Genomic DNA, 17702 nt, shown 5'->3' on the forward strand with positions numbered 1-17702 from the left:
GTATTGCGCGTTTATCCGCGTCTATTTTGGGTTTTGTTATGGTTATTGTTTAAGTCGGTGCATTAAAAAATGTCACCAAACCAGGAGCGCATGCGCGAAACCATGGAGCGGCTGCCACCGACATCATCCTGGTTGTAACGCATGGTTGATTCTTGTCCATAGCGATTGGCATAGAGTACCAAACCCGTCGCGGTGGCATAGCTGGCGTTAGCGATCACATCGGTCAAGCCACCAACCCCTTGGGGCAAGCCGCGCCGAACCGGTTTGTTAAAAATCTCCTCGGCCAGATCCACGATACCTTCAGTATTGGCCGCGCCGCCGGTCAACACAATGCCTGCGGCAATCTGCTCATCAAATCCGGAGCGTACAATCTCACGCTGAACCAGGGTAAACAGCTCTTCAACGCGGGGTTCGATAATCTCTGCCAAGATGTGTCGACCCAGTGAGCGTGGGGGGCGTTCGCCGATGCTGGGAACCTCGATGGTCTCATCTGGACCCACCAACGCCGAAAGGGCACAGCCAAATTTACGTTTGAGCTGCTCCGCCTCACGGGTGGGGGTGCGTAGCCCCACCGCAATGTCATTGGTCATATGGTCGCCGCCAATAGCCAGCACAGCGGTATGTTTGATATGACCTTCTGCATAGATGGCAATGTCTGTTGTACCACCACCAATATCCAACAGACAGCAACCAAGCTCTTTTTCATCCTCGGTCAAGCAGGCCTCTGCCGAGGCCAGTTGCTCAAGAATAATATCCCCAACATCCAAGCCGCAGCGGTTGGCGCACTTGACAATATTCTGCGCCGATGCCACCGCCCCCGTCACCAAATGTACGCGAGCCTCTAAACGAACACCCGCCATGCCCAAGGGGTCTTTAATGCCCTCTTGGGCATCCAGTACAAACTCCTGGGGGATAACATGCAAAATTTCACGGTCCATGGGGATAGATTGCGCCCGGGCTGCATCCAACACCCGTTGAATATCCGAGGCATGCACCTCGTTATCCTTGGTTGCAACCACCCCTTCGGAGTTATTGCTGGCGATGTGCGCTCCGGCAATCCCCGCATACACCATGCGGATCTCGACCCCGGCCATCATCTCCGCCTCTTCCACCGCCATGCGAATGCTCTCAACGGTGGAGTCAATATCAATCACCACCCCTTTGCGCAGTCCCCGTGATGGATGCGTACCCAGACCGATAATATCCAAGCGCCCATCCGGCTGCACGTCCGCAACGATGCAACAGATCTTGGTGGTACCGATATCCAGTCCGATAATTAGATTTTGGTCGTGCTTGGCCATAATCCCTTAGCCCGGTTCTACCGTTGTTTGCTTTTTATAAAAACCGCCGTATAAACACTTCTTTACCAGCGGCACAAAGGCTCAATATAGGCCGTCCCAACCGTTAGGTTTGGGGTTTTACCACCACCTGCCCACTGACCCGTAGATCAATCTGGCGAATGCTGCGGTTTAAGATGCTGTAGCGCTCTTGTAAAATCGCCAATCTGCCCAGCTCTTCTTCCATCCGCGCCGAGTGTAACAGCTTTACCCCTTTACGGGTATAGAGCACCCAACGCCCACCGGGCAAGCCAACCGCTTCAGAGAGACGATTATAGAGCCACTCGTTACGCTGCATCCGGTCAATTAACCAGCGAATCAACAGCGGCTTTTCAGACTCCGGCGCATAATCAACCGACACCACCGGCAGCGGCATGGGGTCACCCGCCTCCAAGGGTTTGATGCGCTCTCCCCGTCGATCCACCAAGTAGAGATGCTCGCCTACCTTGGTCATGCACAACGGGGTCTTCTCTTCCAGCTCAATCACCAGCATGCCCGGAAAGATACGTTCTACCCGTGCTTCACGTACCCAAGGGTAAGTAAGCAGCCGGGCTCGAAGGTGCTGGGGGCTAAGTGTCAGCAGGTTGACCGCTTGGTCTAAACCTAAATCTTTTCTTAACTTACCCACATCCGTGAACTTATTGCCCAGGACACGAACATCTTTTAGGGCAAAGCGTCCCGGTGCGTGTAACGTCTGCCAACCCCACCCTAAAGCAACCAACATAAGGGTAGCCAGCAACGATCCCTTGATATATTTTGGGCTCATACTGTTAAGACCCAATCTTTTTAACCGCATACAGGGTGGTTATGCAACGGTGGTCGTCAAATCTTTATTTGAGCCGCGCGCCTTGTAAAATGCGTTCAGCCAATTGTGGCATCTCAATCCCTACGGCATGGGCGGCCTTTGGTGCCAAACTAAGCTCGGTCATGCCGGGAATGGTGTTGAGCTCCAACAGCCACGGTGTGCCCTCGCCATCCAAGATAAAATCGGCCCGCACAAGGCCACGACAGCCGGTAATATGATAGGCCGCCAAGCCAATCTTAACCACCGCTTCAAGGCTCTTATCATCCAGGTTAGGTGCAGGTACCAGATAGTTGGTCCTGCCCGCCGTATACTTATGGTCGTAGTCGTAAAAGCCATCAATGGGCACAATCTCAATCAGCGGAAAAGCCTCGCCATCCAAGATGCTCAAGGTAAGTTCGCGTCCCTCAATGGCGCGCTCCACCATACAGCGGTGCGAAACCGACAGCGCTTTGGCAACCCCACGAATCAGTTCATCCTTACCCACGGCGCGGCTAATGCCCACACTGGAACCGGAGTCTAGTGGCTTAACAAAAGCAGCGCCATGGAAATCCCCTAGAAAATGGTCCACCAACTCATCGGCCTCTTCATGGTCCCCGGCCAACTCAATCCAAGCAGGGGTTGGCAACCCTTCGCTATGGAACAGTCGCTTGCTCAAGCCTTTGTCCATGCAGATGGCCGAAGCGGCCACGTTGGGGCCAGTATAGGGGATGCCCATAAACTCTAGCAAACCCTGGATGGTACCATCTTCACCCATGGGGCCGTGCAGGGCCAGCACCGCGACCTCAATGCCTTCGCGCTCCAGCACCTTGGTAATGTGACGGTCCACATCAATGGCCACCACCTGATAGCCCAAACTTTGCAGGGCAACAAACAGCGCTTGACCGCTGCGTAAACTAACCTCGCGCTCCTCAGACAGGCCACCGTAGAGCACGCCAATTTTTTTCTGTTTCCAATCCATCGCTTTGTCAAACCTCTCCGTTGTGGCACAGCCCAACGCGCAGCGCCCGCTTCAGAACAGCCAGTTGGCCGCAGCGGGTCGTTACTAAGATGGGTGTGGGGGCTGGGTGCTTGCTCAACGGTTATACTCTTGCCAAAGGTGGACAACGCCTAAAAACATCCCTATCTCCCAGGCTCGGTGCGGAGTCCCTGAGGTGTGAGAATGCCAATCTCCAGTGTTAACTGTACGCCAGAGTGCTGCGCCACCCGGTTTCTGGCCAGCTCGATCAGTTCCTCCATGTGCAAGGAGGAGGCTGCGCCCAGGTTGACGAAGAAATTGCTGTGCTTTTCGGAAATTTGCGCATCACCAATGCGGTGTCCGCGCAATCCCGCTGCATCAATTAGCTGCCAAGCCGCCGCCCCAGCCGGGTTGCGAAATACACTACCCGCCGAGGGATAGCGCAACGGCTGCGCTTGTGTTCGTTTGTGGTTGTAGTCCCGCATCTGCGACTTAATCGCTTCGCTTTCGCCCCGCGCCAGATGAAAGCGGGCTGAAACAAAGATCCATCCCTTAGGAAGGTCGCAGTGGCGATAGGCCAAACCAAGTTCTTGAGCGTTTCGGGTATGTAGATTGCCCGTTGCATCCATCAGTTGCGCGTCCAGCAAGACCCCTTTGACATCACATCCATAGGCACCTGCGTTCATGCGCAGCGCACCACCGATTGTGCCGGGTATTCCTGCCATAAAGGCCAGTCCCGCTAAGCCGTTTTGACGCGCCACATGGGCGGTCTTTCGGGTCGCGGCACCCGCTTCAACACGCAGTATGCCGCCATGGGCATCTTGATGTTCAACGACGATGGCATTGAGGGTGTGGGTCAGATCGACCACTACGCCATGGAAACCGTTATCATCCACCAGAAGGTTGCTACCACCCCCCAGGATGAACCGAGGCAGATCCCCCGGACAGGTACGGCAGTACCGGCTTAACCCCTTCACACCACTCGGCCGCACGAGCCATCGTGCGTTGCCCCCGATTTTTAATGTGGTCAAAGGTGCCAGCGGCACATTCTCCAGCATAGTTACAGTAAGGTCGGAACAGGGCCCGTGACTTCCCTTCATCCGTTTGCCACCTCGCTAGCTACTTTAAACTAAAACCTGCCCTGCTCGAAGGGGGATTAATACCATTGCCCAAACTTTTTTGTAACAATCAGAAAAGGCTGCTTTAAAAATGGGCATTCCGGCCCATTAGGTAAAAGCACCTAAGGGGCCACGCTACACCGTTTTTGGGTCGGTTTGCTGACTCCAACCCGCAGCAAAGCTGTGGGCGCGGCGGCTAATGTCCCCGGCGCCTAAAAAAACCACCACATCGTTGGGCTTTAACTGTCCGCCTAAATCCAGACCCCAACGGGCATCATCGGCCAGCAGGGCCACTTGGGCGCTGCTGTGGCGGCGTATGCCCTCGACCAATACAATGGCACCTTGCTCCCCTAATGGCCCTTCTGGGGGTTGTTCGCCCGCCCGGTAGATCTCATCCACCAACACCACATCAGCATTTTTAAAGCAGCGACAAAAATCATGCATGTGGTCCAGCACCCGGCTATACCGGTGGGGCTGAAAAACCGCCACTACCCGCTGTTGGGGATAGCCATTGCGCACGGCCTCCATGGTGGCGGCAATCTCAACCGGATGGTGGGCGTAATCATCAATAATGGTGATGGCCGCTTCTTGGTGCAGCAGATCAAAACGGCGCTGTACCCCGCCAAAACCGGCCAGTGCGCGAACGCAGCGTTCCCATGGTACCGCCAACTCCATGGCCACCGCCAGCGCCGCAAGGGTGTTGGAGACATTATGACAGCCGGGCATATTGAGTTGAATGGTGCCCAGTGAACGGCTTTCGCGGCCATGGTGGCGGTCGTGTTGAATCACCTCAAAGTGGGTAACAATCCCCTCTTGGCGGATATGCACCGCCTGCAAATCAACCTGATCGCTCAAACCGTAGGTGATCACCCGTTTATCCAACATCTCTTCGGCCAGCAAACTAACCTCGGGATGATCCCCGCAGAGTACCGCCAAACCATAAAAGGGGATTTTACTGACAAAACCGCGAAAGGCCTCCCGCACGGCATCAAAGGTGCCGTAGTGGTTCATATGCTCGGGATCCATATTGGTTACCACCGCAATGGTCGGGGAGAGCTTTAAAAATGAGCCATCGCTCTCGTCGGCCTCGGTCACCAAAAAGGCCCCTTGTCCCACATGGGCGTTACTGCCCAACGATTTAACAATGCCGCCGTTAACCACGGTAGGGTCCATATCCGCCGCCCCCAACAGGGCCGCTACCAAGGATGTGGTCGTGGTTTTACCATGGGTTCCAGCAATGGCAATGCCATATTTAAGACGCATCAACTCGGCCAACATCTCCGCCCGGGGAACCACCGGAATACGTAAGGCCCGCGCCGCCATGACCTCGGGATTATCCCGCTTGACCGCCGATGAGGTCACCACCGCGTCGGCCCCTTCAATGGCCTGGGCCGTGTGGCCCTGTTGAATGTGGGCGCCTTTGTCGCGGAGACGTTTAATATTGGCATTTTCCGACAGGTCCGAGCCACTGACTCGATAGCCCAAGGTCAACAGCACCTCGGCAATGCCGCTCATGCCAATACCGCCAATGCCTACAAAATGGATATGTTGAATCTTGGGATACACCGCTCACTCCCCAAACAAAACGGCACCCTGCGGGGCCACCTACGGTTCTTCGCCAGAAACCGTTATCTCTTCATCTTAACCATCGACGCCAACAACGTCACAATCTGCATGTCGGCATTGGGCCTGGCATAGCTACGGGCAATCTCCCCCGCACGCTGTAGCTGTGCAGGCTGCATGCACAGAGAGGTAATAAAAGCCTCTAACCACGCGCTGTGGAACTGCTCTTGACGGCGCATCCAGCCCCCTTGAATAGAGACCAACGCCTGGGCGTTGGCCGCTTGATGGTCATCCGCAGCATAAGGGTAGGGCACCATGATACTGGGGCGACCGGTGGCAGCCAGCTCCGCCACCGAGGTAGCGCCGCTGCGACAGATAACCAGATCCGCTTGGGCATAGGCTGTCGCCATATCCTCAATAAAGGGGGTGGTGATCGCTTCAATCCCCCCCTCCTGGTAACGCCTTTGCAAGGCATCTGCGTCGGCCTCTTGCACCTGCTGCGTGACCTGTATAGGCGCGCCATGCTGGGCTAAGGGAAGCAGGGCTTCAGGGACTCGTTGGGTAAAAATGCTGGCCCCTTGGCTGCCACCAAACACCAAAATACGCAAGGGCCGTTGCGGGGTGAAGAGGGTGGGGATTTGCAACGGTGGTACCGCTGCCAGTGCCTGTCGCACCGGATTACCCGTAAGCTGGCAAGCGCGGCCAGGAAACTGCGCACACACCCCATTAAAACTGACCAGAACCTGCTGGGCCAGATGGCTTAATAAACGGTTGGTCAGACCTGCGCGGGCATTTTGTTCATGCAGGGCCATGGGGATACCCAAGCTGCGGGCGGCCACCATGGCCGGTGCTGACGCATAGCCCCCCACCCCTAACACCACATGGGGATCAAACCGTTGCACCATGCCCCGCGCTTGCCAGACGGCGGGTAGAAGCCCGCCCAAGGTGCGCAGTTTATGGGGTAGTCCTTTACCTTTTAGCTGGCCTACGGCCAAGGTTTCTAGGGTAAAACCCGCGTTGGGGACCAAACGATTCTCTAATCCCCGTTGCCCCCCGATAAAGTGTACCGAGTGGAGGCCATAGCGCTCGCGCCAACGCTCAGCCACCGCGAGGGCTGGGAACAGGTGCCCCCCGGTGCCACCGCCCGCAATAAGCAGCCGTCGTGGTGTGTTGTTCATGGCTTATACCGCCGCCGTGACACGGTTGGGATCATTGGGTAGGGTGCGAGAAAAAGCCAACAGCAGCCCCACCGCCCCCAGTGTGATAATCATCGATGAACCACCATAGCTCACCATGGGTAGGGTCAACCCTTTGGGTGGTAACAGTCCCATCACCACCCCCATGTTGGCAAGGCTTTGTGAACCAATGAGCATGCCCAAACCCGCCGCAGAGAGTGAGACAAAGCGGATTTCACTCATCCGCGCAATGCGAAAGGCCCGCCATACCAAGGTGGCGAACAGGGCAATGATCAAAATGACGGCAAACAGTCCCAACTCTTCACCAATCACCGCAAAGATAAAATCGGTGTGGGCTTCGGGCAGATAAAACTGTTTCTGTTGTCCCTCGCCCAAGCCGGTGCCCATCAGGCCACCATTGCCAAAGGCCAACAGGGACTGCACAAGCTGAAAATCGGTCCCCAAAGGGTCATCCCAGGGATCAAGAAAGGACATCACCCGCTTGAGTCGGTAGGGGGCCATCATCACCCCAATCGCCGCTGCTGGCAGGGTGGTCGCCAACAGGGTTAAAATCCAGCCGATGCGGATGCCCGCAACAAAGATCATGCCCAGCATCACGGCACCCACGGTGAGGGTGGCCCCAAAATCCGGTTCGGCCATGAGCATGGTTGCGGCCAAGGAGAAAAGCCCCACCAGCGGCAGCAGACCCCCTTTGATGCGGTTAACCCGCTCTGGGTCCGCTGTGAGTAGGTGCGCAACGTAGAGCACCAACGCTACCTTAAAGGGTTCAGAGGGCTGAATATTAATCACCCCCAGATCCAACCAGCGTTGCGCCCCACCGCCCGCCCGGCCTACGCCAGGGATCAGCACCAGTACCAGCATCAGCAGGCAGACCCAAAAGCCCACGCGGCCCAGTTTGCGAATGGTCTCTAAGGGCATACGCGCCAAGGTGACCATGAGCGCCATACCGATGGCGGCATAGATCATGTTGCGTATGGCAAAGTGGGTAGGGTCGCCGTAGATGCGTAGCGAGATGGGCGATGAAGCTGAAAACACCATCACCAAACCCGCTGTCACCAAAACCATGGCGACACTGGCAATAAAAAGATCGTAGGGTTGATTGCGTAGATCCATGATGCAAACCCGTTCACAGCGTGCGTCCGTGCACATTTTAGGGGGAACAAACCCGTACGCCATGGTCACGCTTGCGCGACCAAAGCCTCCACCGCTTGGCAAAACCGCCTACCACGATCCTCGAAATTGAGGAACATGTCAAAGGATGCACATGCAGGTGAGAGCAAAACAGTCTCCCCTGGTTGGGCAACCTGTTGGGCAATCTGTACCGCATCTTCCATAGAAGTGGCCCGCTGAAGGGGCACAACCGCTTGGAACATGGCGGCCATCTCTTCGGTTGCGGTGCCGATCAAAATCAAATGACGCACATATTTTTGCAGCAGCGGGATAAGCGGGCTAAAGTCCGTTTTTTTGGCTTTGCCACCCGCGATCAACACCACGCCCTCGGGAAAAGAGGGAATCGCCTCCAGTACCGCTCCCACATTGGTGCCCTTGGAGTCATTGATGTATGTGACGCCATCCATCCGGCGTACCCATGCCATGCGGTGGGGGAGACCTGGAAAGTCGCGCAACACCTGACGCACATCTGCGTGACTGGCCCCGGCCTCCAGGGCGATGGCGGCGGCGGCGGCGGCGTTGGCATGGTTGCAACGTCCCTGAATGCGCATCTCTGCTATCGCCATAATGGGGATGGCAGGCTGTGTCATCTGGCGATGGTCCAGCAGTTGCCCATCTTGTACATAGACCCCGCCCTTGATCACCTGCTGGGTGGAGAAGGGCACCACCCGGGGGGCCGAGGGGTGGCCCAGAATATCCCGTACCGGTTGCAGGGCGGGATCATCGGCATTAATCACCGCGCGATCCCGCTGGGTTTGACGCTGAAAAATGCGGGCCTTGGCGCGTAGATAGCCCTGTAGTCCGTTATAGCGGTCCAGATGATCGTCTGAGAGATTGAGCAGTGCCGCCACTTCAGGGTGAAATCCCTCGATGCTCTCCAATTGAAAAGAGGAGAGTTCTAGCACATAGCGCTCTACATCCGCTTGCCACAGCGAAAGCGCGGCATCCCCCAAATTGCCACCAGTGCGGGTGGTGCCGGGCAGACGCGCCAGCATCAACCCTACCAAGGTGGTGACGGTGGATTTACCATTGGTTCCGGTAATGCCCACAAATGCGGCTTGCTCGCTGTGGCGGAACAGCAGCTCAATATCGTTTATAACCGGCACCCCAGCGGCAATGGCGTGCTGAATGGCAGGGTGGCTACGGGGCACGCCAGGGGAGAGATAGATCTCGCGGAACTGGGCCAGGGTTGGACCGTGCAACGGCGCAAAGCGGCTGGTGACACCGGCCATTGCAGCCAGAGGGGTGTGGTGTGGGCAGGGCTTGCCCTCGTCCCAGGCGAGGAGCTCATGCTGGCGCTCGGCCAAAAATTGCACCGTCGCCATACCGCTTCCCCCCAGGCCGATCACACAACGGGCGGGTAGATCGGCCATCTTAGCGTACCTTTAAGGTCGCCAGCCCAACCAGGGCCAGAATGATGGAGATGATCCAAAAGCGCACAATGATTTTGGGTTCGGCCCACCCTTTGAGTTCAAAATGGTGGTGCAAAGGGGCCATGCGAAACACCCGTTTGCCGATCAGCTTGAAAGAGGCCACCTGAATGATCACTGAAAGGGTTTCAATGACAAACACGCCGCCAATAATCGCCAACACCAATTCATGTTGGGTCATGAGCGCCACACTGCCCAGGGCGGCCCCTAATGCCAGTGCGCCCACGTCGCCCATAAACACTTGGGCCGGATAGGTGTTAAACCAGAGAAAACCCAGCGCCGCGCCCACAATAGCGCCACAAAAAATAGCCAATTCGCTGGCCCCAGGAATAAAAGGAATGCCCAGGTAGTTGGCGAAGTTATAGTGGCCTGCCGCGTGTGAAATTAAGGCAAAGGCCGCTGCGGTAAACATGGCCGGACCAATGGCCAGACCATCCAAGCCATCGGTCAGGTTGACCGCGTTACCACAGCCCACGATCACAATGACCGCAAAGGGGAAAAACCAGATGCCTAGGTCGATGACCAGATCCTTGAAAACTGGGAAGGCGAGCTTACCGAACACCTCGGGATTGACATAAAATTTTAGGGCCAAGGCAATGGCCAGCACAATGAGGGTCTGCAACAGAAAACGGGTACGACCGGGGACCCCCTTGGGGTTTTTGTGAATAAGTTTTTCCGCATCATCCCAAAAACCGATGGCACCAAAACCAAAGGTGGCCGCCAGGGTCAACCAGATAAAGGGGTTGGTCAATTTGGCCCACAGCAGGGTCGCCACCAGTACCGCAACCAAGATCAGCGTACCCCCCATGGTGGGGGTGCCGGCCTTTTCAATAATATGGCGCTCCGGGCCATCCTTGCGAATGGGCTGCCCGCTGCTCTGCAACGATTGTAACTTGCGGATCAGCCAAGGTCCCAATACAAACGAGATCAACAGGGCGGTCAAAATCGCCATGATGGTTCTAAAGGTGACGTATTGAAACAGATTAAGAACGGACCAGAGATCGTGATGGGGGTAGAGCAGATGATAAAACATGCCGTAACCAACCTGTACCAAAGAAAAGGTAGTATTTAAGAGTGCAGAGCTTCTACCACGCGCTCCATGCGCATGCCCCGTGAGCCCTTGACCAACACCGCATCGCCATGACCAACATAGTGTGACAGATCCTTCGCCAATGCTACAGGGTCAGCGTAATGAAACAGCTGCAAACCGGGGCTGCTCTGTAGCGCCTGATAGAGCGCGGCCATATGCGGCCCGGCCAAAAATATCCGTTGAATGCCTAAGGCCAGAATGGTTTGGGCCAACTCGGCATGTAGCGTATCGGCGGCTTCCCCCAACTCCAGCATATCTCCCAAAACCGCAATCCGTTGGGGCGCAGGGGCCATGTGCGACAAGGCCTCCAGGGCCACACGCATCGCCCCTACATTGGCATTATAGGTATCATTGAGGATGCGACATCCTACTTGGCCATGCTCCACGCTGCCTCGGCCTTTTTGGAGTTTAAAACGGCTAAGTCCCTCCTGCATCGCGGCGGCATCCAAACCCAGCCCATAGGCAGCGGCACAGGCGGCCACCGCGTTGAGCCACAGATGGGGACCAAAACCGGGCAAGTTTAGTGCAAACCGTTCGCCATTGGGTAAGATGAGGGTGCTCAGCATGCCGTCATCCCCATAGCTTGGTGGCGTAAAAACCACATCGGCACCGCTGCTTTGTGGCCCAAAGCTCAGGATAGCGCAACCGGTCAGGCTTTGTAGAAGCGCCAGGTGGGGATCTATGGCGGGCAATACCGCCAAGCCATCATGGGGCAGGGCCTGCAACAGCTCCCCTTTGGCATGGGCAATGCCCCGCAGGGCCGAAACCAGATTCCCCCCACCAAAACCGGCCACATGGGCCGCCAGAATGTTGGTGACAATGCCAATCTGGGGTTGGGCGAGCTCGGCCAGATGGGCGATCTCGCCGGGGGCGCTCATGCCCATTTCCAACACCAAATGGGTGCGGTCGCTGGGGCAGTTGAGCAGGGTCAGGGGTAAACCAATATGGTTATTAAGGTTGCCTCGGGTAATCCCGGTGCGGTAGCGGCTGCTGACGATCAATCCCAGCATCTCTTTAACCGTGGTCTTGCCGGAAGATCCCGTTATACCAATGGTTTTGGCCGATAAGTGTGCACGCCAAGCCCGCGCCAGTTGGGTCATGGCGGCCAGGGGATCGGTCACCACCCACAGCGGAATGGGCAGCGACTGCGCGGGGGGGCGGCTGCATAAAATGCCCGATGCCCCTGCCGTGACGGCTTGCTGTACATAGAGATTGGCATCATGGTTGGGACCGGAAAGGGCCACAAATAGTGCCCCAGGTTGCAGGCTGCGGGTATCACTGGAGAGGCTATGAAAAACCTCTGGCAGGGTACCATCCTGAGCATCCACGCGGGTTGCGCTCAGTGTCTGTTCCAACAACGCTGGAGTGATGCCGTGTGCCGAACTCATGCAGAGAAATCCCGGCTCATGGCGGCGCGTCCACGCAGGGCTTGGCGGGCGACCTCCGCATCGCTAAAGGGGGTGGCACCGTGGGCGCCAATTTGACTCTGCTCATGTCCCTTGCCGGCGATCACGACGGTATCCCCGGGCTGGGCGTTCACAAGGGCGTAGGTGATGGCATCCTCACGGTCGTCCATCTCTTGGGCGTTGCGGTTGCGGCAGCCGCGCATAATCTGGGCGCGGATGGCCGCAGGATCTTCACTGCGGGGATTGTCATCGGTAATGATGGGAAAGTGGGCCAAACGGCCCGCGCACTCCCCCATATGGGGCCGTTTGCCGCTATCTTTATCGCCCCCACAGCCAAACACCACCCACAACTTACCCGGGGTCAGGGGACGCAGACTTGAGAGCAATCGGTCCAGCGCGTCTGGTGTATGGGCAAAATCCACCAGCACCGCAAAGTTTTGTCCCTCATGGATGGCTTGAACCCGCCCCGCCACCGATTGAAACCGATTCAACCCCTCGGCCACGGTTTCTAAATCCAAGTCCATGCCAAGACAGGCCGAGGCCGCAGCTAAGGCATTGTCCAGATTAAAACGGCCAGGTGCCATAAGCGTTACCGGAGCCGATTGGTTTTTCTGTTGTAACACAAAGCGGGTGCAATCAATGGCGGCTGAAATCTGTTTGGCATAAACCCCTTGACGCGCCACCCGCCCGTAAGTCTGTACCGCCACCCCTTGCTCACGGCAGATAGAGTTAAGCGCTTGGGCATGGGCATCGGAGCTGGGTAGCAGAGCCAATTTGGGATGGTATTCTCGGAACAGTTTGGCTTTGGCCTGGAAATAGGCCCCCATATCCCCGTGGTAGTCCAAATGGTCCCGGCTTAGGTTGGTAAATAGGGCGACATCTGGTTGAATACCCACCAGCCGATGTTGATCCAGGGCGTGGGAGGAGGCTTCCATGACCAGCCAACGACAGTTGGCTTGGACCATGTCAGCCAACAGACCATAGAGGGTAATGGCATCAGGGGTGGTGTGACTGGTGGCCAGCTTTTGCCCCTCAATATCAATACCAACGGTGCTGATCAATCCAACCCGCTGGCCACTGTGGCGCAGGATGGTGGCACACATGGAGGCCACCGTGCTTTTACCGTTGGTGCCGGTAATGACGATGGATTTTAACTTTTTCTGGGGCTGACCATAAAAGGCCGCCGCCACATGGGCCAAGGCGCGCCGTGGATCAGGATGAATGAGCTGAGGTGTGTTGGGGTCTAGGCTTAAACTGCCATCATGTAAAATGGCTGCCGCCTCTAGCTCTAGCGCTTGAGGGATGTAGTCGCGGCCATCCACCCGGCTACCGGGCAGGGCCGCAAACAGGCTGCCCGGTTCACATAAACGGGAGTCGTTACAGAGTTGAGTGATGACGGTTTCGCCATCGCCAAGCACGGTAAGTTGATCAATATTTGCAGCTAAGCTTTTTAAAGTATGGCGCATAATGTTCTTATTGCAGCGTGAGGCGAATTTGCCCCTGCTCCACCTCTTCGACCAGTTGCACCTTGCCCGAACCCGAGACCAGGGGAATAATTTCCTTGCGGGAAAAAACCTGTAGGGCATTGGCTAGACTGGCATTTTTGACGTCACTGGGGTCTTTAGTGTCCCGGTCAGGGTTAAATACATACCCATCAATGGGGGGAAGAGGGGTTTTGTTTTTACGTCGCGTTTCCGGCAAAACCGCCAGCAGAGGGAGTACCTCTTCAGCAATCTCTTGAAAAACCGGAGCAGCGACCTGCCCTCCATAATAGCGTTTGCCCTGGGGCTCGTCGATGCTGACGTAGATCACCAACTGCGGGGCTTGCGCCGGTACAAATCCAACAAAAGAGGCAAAATAGCGGCGGTCATAGCCCTGACTTTTTGGGCCAGCCTTGCGCGCCGTGCCGGTTTTACCCGCCACGCTGTAACCTTCGACATCCGCCTCTGGGGCGGTGCCGTCGGGATCGACCACCCCTTTGAGTATGTCACGCATCATTTTTGAGGTGGAGGCGTTAATAACCCGTACCGGTTTGGCCTGTTCAGCTAAGTGGGAGTGTCCCTTAACCACCTGCCGTGCAACCAATCGGGGTGGATAGAGCAGGCCACCGTTGACCACCGCAGAGGCCGCTGTGACCAATTGTAGCGGGGTGGCGGTAATGCCGTAACCATAGGATCGGCTCGCTAGGCCAACCTGCCGGTATTGGCTGACATCGGGGATGCGCCCGCGTGCCTCATAGGGTAGTTCAATGCCGGTGCCAGAGCCAAAACCAAATTTTTGTAGGTAGCTCTCCTGTAACTCCAAACCGGTGAGCAGACCAATCTTCGCCGCACCAATGTTGGAGCTTTTTTGCAGCACTTGCGAGACGGTTAAAATTTTATGGCGGCTAAAATCTTGGATAATGCGGTCCGCCACCCGAAAACGGCCATTTTCTGCGTTGATCAAGTGGTCGGGGGTGACAATATGTTTATCCAACGCGGCGGCAACCGTAAAAATTTTAAAGGTAGAGCCCGGCTCATAGGTATCCATAATGGCACGGTTGCGGCGTTGGTGGTCCTGGCTATGGCGCAGGTCATTAGGGTTGTAGCTGGGTTGGTTGACCAGGGCCAAAATCTCGCCATTATTCGGGTTCATCACCACCACCGTGCCCGCCTTGGCATTGGTGTTACGCACCGATTTAAGCAGGGCCCGGTAGGCGATATATTGAATATTGGCATCAATGGTCAAAACCAGATCGGTGCCCGGTTCAGCGCGCTCTAACGAGGTGCCACCGGGCATAAGACGCCCCAGCCGATCCCGCACAATCAGACGGGTGCCCGGTTTGCCTTTGAGGTGATCGTTAAAGGCCCCCTCCATGCCCTCGCGGCCTTCACCATTAAAATTGGTGTAACCCACCACGTGGGCGGTCACTTCGCCCATGGGGTAGACCCGCTTGGATTCCGGTAGGAAAAAAAGCTCATCCAGATCCAATCTGCTGATTTTGAGCGCCTCCATGGGGGGAATCTGCCGTTTGATGATGGGAAAAGAGCCCGGCTTGGCACTGCGCAATTTCTGGATCAACTTCTCTTTTGACATGCCCAAATGTTCATACAGCATGCTGGCAAGATGCTCTGGGTCTTGGATGCGGCTGGCATCCACCGACAAGGTTTTCATGGGCAAGCTAATGCCCAGGGTGCGCCCGTGACGGTCAAGAATAAGCCCACGATTGGCAGGCACGGGAATGCGTCGTTCATGCTGCTGCTCGGCCATCTCGCGCAGTTGGGGGCCTTGCAGGATCGAGAGATCCACCGCCCGTACCGTCAGGATGACAAAGGCCAGCATAAAGAGACCAATGATGAGATCTAAGCGGTTTTTAGGCACGCCCAACAACCGTTCGCTGCCACGGCTACTGCCTTTCCACGAGAGTCCCTTGCGTGCGGCTTGGTCGCTGGCTTCGGCCTTGCGCTGGGATTTAAGAAAACCGAGCAATCCGGAGCGGTTGTCACGCTTATGGCGCGTACTATTTTGCTGTGGACGTTTCATGGCTTAATCACTCGCCATTGGTCGGGCCGGGGAGGGCGCATGTTTAATTTTTCCCGGGCGTCCCGCTCCACATCATTCAGATTGTTGCGGTAGACCCACTCCATTTGTAGCGCACTCTCTTCATCCAGCAGTTGAAGATAGTTCTTTTCGGCATCCCGTAACTCGCGATGTGCCGACTGCATGCTGTTGCGGGATGAGACAATGGCAACGCCAGAGATGATCAACACCATGGCTAGAACCGTATTGAGAATCCATCCGGTCAATTTCATCAATCGCAGCTCCTGAGCGATTGCCCGAGATCAGGCAAGCTTTTGCGCCACACGTAGTTTGGCACTACGGGCGCGGGGGTTTTGCTCAATCTCCGCTTCCGAAGGGGTAAGCGGTTTGTTATGCACCAGTTTTAAAGTCGCCTTGGGGCGTTGGGCCTGGGCGATGGGTAGGCCGCGTAATACGGGATCTTCAGGAGGCTTGGCCGCATCTCGAAAGAGCCGTTTGACAATACGATCCTCCAACGAATGAAAACTGATCACCGCGAGGTGTCCTCCCGGTTTAAGCAACCCAATGAGCACGGATAGGGCCTGTTCGAGTTGCTGTAACTCTTCATTAACCGCAATGCGCAAACCCTGGAACACACGGGTGGCCGGATGAATGCGGCTATAACCTGGGGTCATGTGGGCGATGCGCTCGGCCAGATCTGTGGTGGTGGTAAAAGGGTGTTGCTGACGCACCTTAACCACCATGCGGGCGATGCGGCGGGCGTGACGCTCCTCGCCATAGTGAAAAAAGATATCCGCTAATGCATCGGCATCCAAGGTGTTCAATAAGGCTGCCGCCGTCGGGGTGGTGCTGTCACCATCCATACGCATATCCAATGGACCTGAGCGGATGAAAGAAAAACCCCGCTCAGCGGTATCCAGTTGATGGGATGAGACCCCCAGATCCAGCATGGCACCATCCAAAGCGGCAATCTCTAGCTGTTGAAGAACCTCTGCCACTTGGGCAAAAGGGGCTTTCACCAGGGTGAGACGGCCTGCCATTTGGGCCACCAGCGCTTGACCATTGGCAATGGCGTCGGCGTCTCGATCCAAGCCAATGACGCGACCCGTTGGGGCACACTGTTCCAATAATAGACGACTGTGGCCGCCACCGCCAAAGGTGCCATCCAGATAGCAGCCGCCTCTCTGCGGGGCTAAAGCCGCGACAGTTTCTTGCAGCAAAACGGTGGTGTGTTGAAAACTCATGCAGCCATCCGTGGCGGTGCCAGGTTGATATAAAAGAGCAATAAAATGGATTAAAGGGCCGAAGCGGGTCTGTAAGCCGGGTTCTGTGTTGCGCCCTGTTCCCAGGAGGGCGCAGCGGTGATCATTCATCTAGGACCTACGTTACCGTAGGTCTCAAGCAGCCTACCCGGGGCGTCAAGCGCCCCCTATTTGGCCTTGCTCCAGGTGGGGTTTACCATGCCGTGACCGTTACCGGTGCACGCGGTGCGCTCTTACCGCACCCTTTCACCCTTACCGGCGGATTGCTCCTGGCCGGCGGTCTGCTCTCTGTGGCACTTTCCCTGGGGTTTCCCCCGCCGGGGATTACCCGGCACCCTTTTAACGGAGCCCGGACTTTCCTCCCGTGTTCCAAGGAACACCGGCGATCACCCAACCCGCTTCGGAAGCACTGCTTTCGCAGCACCTTCTTGCATTATGGCACACACCATACAGGTGCGCCATGTTCAGCGAAAACCGGCTGCCGATCTCTTGTTAAAACGTGGAAAAGCACCAAGCCAAAGCGTAGCTGGTGGTTTGTGTGGGAAACAATGATACGCAAGCTGTCGCGATGTACGCCTTGGATGCATGGCTTAGAGGCTAGAATTTATTGATAAAATAGTTGTTATTAATGAATGCTATGGTGCATAAAATAAGTAAAACCAGAATCTTGTGTGCAATCTTCTTGCCTTTGGCCGGGCGATGCTTAAAATGTATGAATGCGTACATAGGTTGCGATTTGAACCCGCTTAAGGAGTGTTGCAGATGAATCTATCCCCCGGTTCGATTATTGTTCTGGCCAGCATGGCTGGCGTTGTTCTGGTGAGCATTGCTCTCATTGTCTTTATCTTTAC

The 17702-nt window shown here is 56.2% G+C and carries 14 protein-coding genes and 1 other RNA gene; all 15 read right to left on the bottom strand.

The genetic code is table 11. From position 1 onward, the window contains the following. Nucleotides 1–62: 62 nt before the first annotated feature. Complete coding sequence (gene ftsA, locus MMC1_RS03825; RefSeq protein ID WP_011712429.1) at nt 63–1301, bottom strand: cell division protein FtsA; 1239 nt, start codon at nt 1299–1301, stop codon at nt 63–65. Nucleotides 1302–1404: 103 nt separating this feature from the next. After that, on the bottom strand, nt 1405–2103 hold the full coding sequence (locus MMC1_RS03830) for a cell division protein FtsQ/DivIB (protein WP_011712430.1): 699 nt from the start codon (nt 2101–2103) through the stop codon (nt 1405–1407). Between the two features lie 64 nt (nt 2104–2167). Then, nucleotides 2168–3100: a D-alanine--D-alanine ligase gene (locus tag MMC1_RS03835; RefSeq protein ID WP_011712431.1), complete on the bottom strand. Its 933-nt coding sequence runs from the start codon at nt 3098–3100 to the stop codon at nt 2168–2170. Nucleotides 3101–3261: 161 nt separating this feature from the next. Continuing rightward, entirely contained in the window at nt 3262–4197 is a 936-nt protein-coding gene (gene murB / locus MMC1_RS03840) for a UDP-N-acetylmuramate dehydrogenase (protein ID WP_011712432.1), read from the bottom strand. A gap of 153 nt (nt 4198–4350) precedes the next feature. Further along, nucleotides 4351–5781, bottom strand: a complete 1431-nt coding sequence (murC, locus tag MMC1_RS03845) for a UDP-N-acetylmuramate--L-alanine ligase (protein WP_011712433.1) — start codon at nt 5779–5781, stop codon at nt 4351–4353. A gap of 62 nt (nt 5782–5843) precedes the next feature. Then, nucleotides 5844–6956: an undecaprenyldiphospho-muramoylpentapeptide beta-N-acetylglucosaminyltransferase gene (gene murG / locus MMC1_RS03850; RefSeq protein ID WP_011712434.1), complete on the bottom strand. Its 1113-nt coding sequence runs from the start codon at nt 6954–6956 to the stop codon at nt 5844–5846. Between the two features lie 3 nt (nt 6957–6959). Next, nucleotides 6960–8087, bottom strand: coding sequence for a putative lipid II flippase FtsW (gene ftsW, locus MMC1_RS03855; RefSeq protein WP_011712435.1), 1128 nt, complete (start codon nt 8085–8087; stop codon nt 6960–6962). 65 nt (nt 8088–8152) lie between these two features. Further along, nucleotides 8153–9517: a UDP-N-acetylmuramoyl-L-alanine--D-glutamate ligase gene (gene murD / locus MMC1_RS03860; RefSeq protein WP_011712436.1), complete on the bottom strand. Its 1365-nt coding sequence runs from the start codon at nt 9515–9517 to the stop codon at nt 8153–8155. A gap of 1 nt (nt 9518) precedes the next feature. Then, the gene (gene mraY, locus MMC1_RS03865) at nt 9519–10607 is read right to left on the bottom strand and encodes a phospho-N-acetylmuramoyl-pentapeptide-transferase (RefSeq protein WP_011712437.1); all 1089 of its coding nucleotides are present in this window, start codon (nt 10605–10607) and stop codon (nt 9519–9521) included. Between the two features lie 35 nt (nt 10608–10642). Then, nucleotides 10643–12052, bottom strand: coding sequence for a UDP-N-acetylmuramoyl-tripeptide--D-alanyl-D-alanine ligase (locus MMC1_RS03870; RefSeq protein WP_011712438.1), 1410 nt, complete (start codon nt 12050–12052; stop codon nt 10643–10645). Continuing rightward, nucleotides 12049–13536, bottom strand: coding sequence for a UDP-N-acetylmuramoyl-L-alanyl-D-glutamate--2,6-diaminopimelate ligase (locus tag MMC1_RS03875; RefSeq protein WP_011712439.1), 1488 nt, complete (start codon nt 13534–13536; stop codon nt 12049–12051). Before MMC1_RS03875 ends, MMC1_RS03870 begins: the two co-directional genes overlap by 4 nt. Nucleotides 13537–13543: 7 nt before the next feature. After that, nucleotides 13544–15592 carry a peptidoglycan D,D-transpeptidase FtsI family protein gene (locus MMC1_RS03880; RefSeq protein ID WP_049757600.1) on the bottom strand — a complete coding sequence of 683 codons (2049 nt, stop codon included), beginning with the start codon at nt 15590–15592 and terminating at the stop codon, nt 13544–13546. Next, nucleotides 15589–15861: a cell division protein FtsL gene (gene ftsL, locus MMC1_RS03885; protein ID WP_011712441.1), complete on the bottom strand. Its 273-nt coding sequence runs from the start codon at nt 15859–15861 to the stop codon at nt 15589–15591. Before ftsL ends, MMC1_RS03880 begins: the two co-directional genes overlap by 4 nt. A gap of 30 nt (nt 15862–15891) precedes the next feature. After that, nucleotides 15892–16833, bottom strand: coding sequence for a 16S rRNA (cytosine(1402)-N(4))-methyltransferase RsmH (gene rsmH / locus MMC1_RS03890; RefSeq protein WP_011712442.1), 942 nt, complete (start codon nt 16831–16833; stop codon nt 15892–15894). A 56-nt stretch (nt 16834–16889) separates the two neighbouring features. Next, nucleotides 16890–17253, bottom strand: an RNA gene (gene rnpB, locus MMC1_RS20790) — RNase P RNA component class A. Nucleotides 17254–17702 lie beyond the last annotated feature (449 nt).

It is taken from the genome of Magnetococcus marinus MC-1, from assembly GCF_000014865.1.
Classification (GTDB): domain Bacteria; phylum Pseudomonadota; class Magnetococcia; order Magnetococcales; family Magnetococcaceae; genus Magnetococcus; species Magnetococcus marinus.

Excerpts from the sequence above, each read along its gene's own strand:
- MMC1_RS03875 (WP_011712439.1), bottom strand. The coding sequence starts at position 13,536 with ATGCGCCATACTTTAAAAAGCTTAGCTGCAAATATTGATCAACTTACC.
- murG (WP_011712434.1), bottom strand. The coding sequence starts at position 6,956 with ATGAACAACACACCACGACGGCTGCTTATTGCGGGCGGTGGCACCGGG.
- ftsL (WP_011712441.1), bottom strand. The coding sequence starts at position 15,861 with ATGAAATTGACCGGATGGATTCTCAATACGGTTCTAGCCATGGTGTTG.
- murD (WP_011712436.1), bottom strand. The coding sequence starts at position 9,517 with ATGGCCGATCTACCCGCCCGTTGTGTGATCGGCCTGGGGGGAAGCGGT.
- MMC1_RS03880 (WP_049757600.1), bottom strand. The coding sequence starts at position 15,592 with ATGAAACGTCCACAGCAAAATAGTACGCGCCATAAGCGTGACAACCGC.
- MMC1_RS03835 (WP_011712431.1), bottom strand. The coding sequence starts at position 3,100 with ATGGATTGGAAACAGAAAAAAATTGGCGTGCTCTACGGTGGCCTGTCT.
- mraY (WP_011712437.1), bottom strand. The coding sequence starts at position 10,607 with ATGTTTTATCATCTGCTCTACCCCCATCACGATCTCTGGTCCGTTCTT.
- murB (WP_011712432.1), bottom strand. The coding sequence starts at position 4,197 with ATGAAGGGAAGTCACGGGCCCTGTTCCGACCTTACTGTAACTATGCTG.
- MMC1_RS03830 (WP_011712430.1), bottom strand. The coding sequence starts at position 2,103 with ATGAGCCCAAAATATATCAAGGGATCGTTGCTGGCTACCCTTATGTTG.
- ftsA (WP_011712429.1), bottom strand. The coding sequence starts at position 1,301 with ATGGCCAAGCACGACCAAAATCTAATTATCGGACTGGATATCGGTACC.
- rsmH (WP_011712442.1), bottom strand. The coding sequence starts at position 16,833 with ATGAGTTTTCAACACACCACCGTTTTGCTGCAAGAAACTGTCGCGGCT.
- MMC1_RS03870 (WP_011712438.1), bottom strand. The coding sequence starts at position 12,052 with ATGAGTTCGGCACACGGCATCACTCCAGCGTTGTTGGAACAGACACTG.
- ftsW (WP_011712435.1), bottom strand. The coding sequence starts at position 8,087 with ATGGATCTACGCAATCAACCCTACGATCTTTTTATTGCCAGTGTCGCC.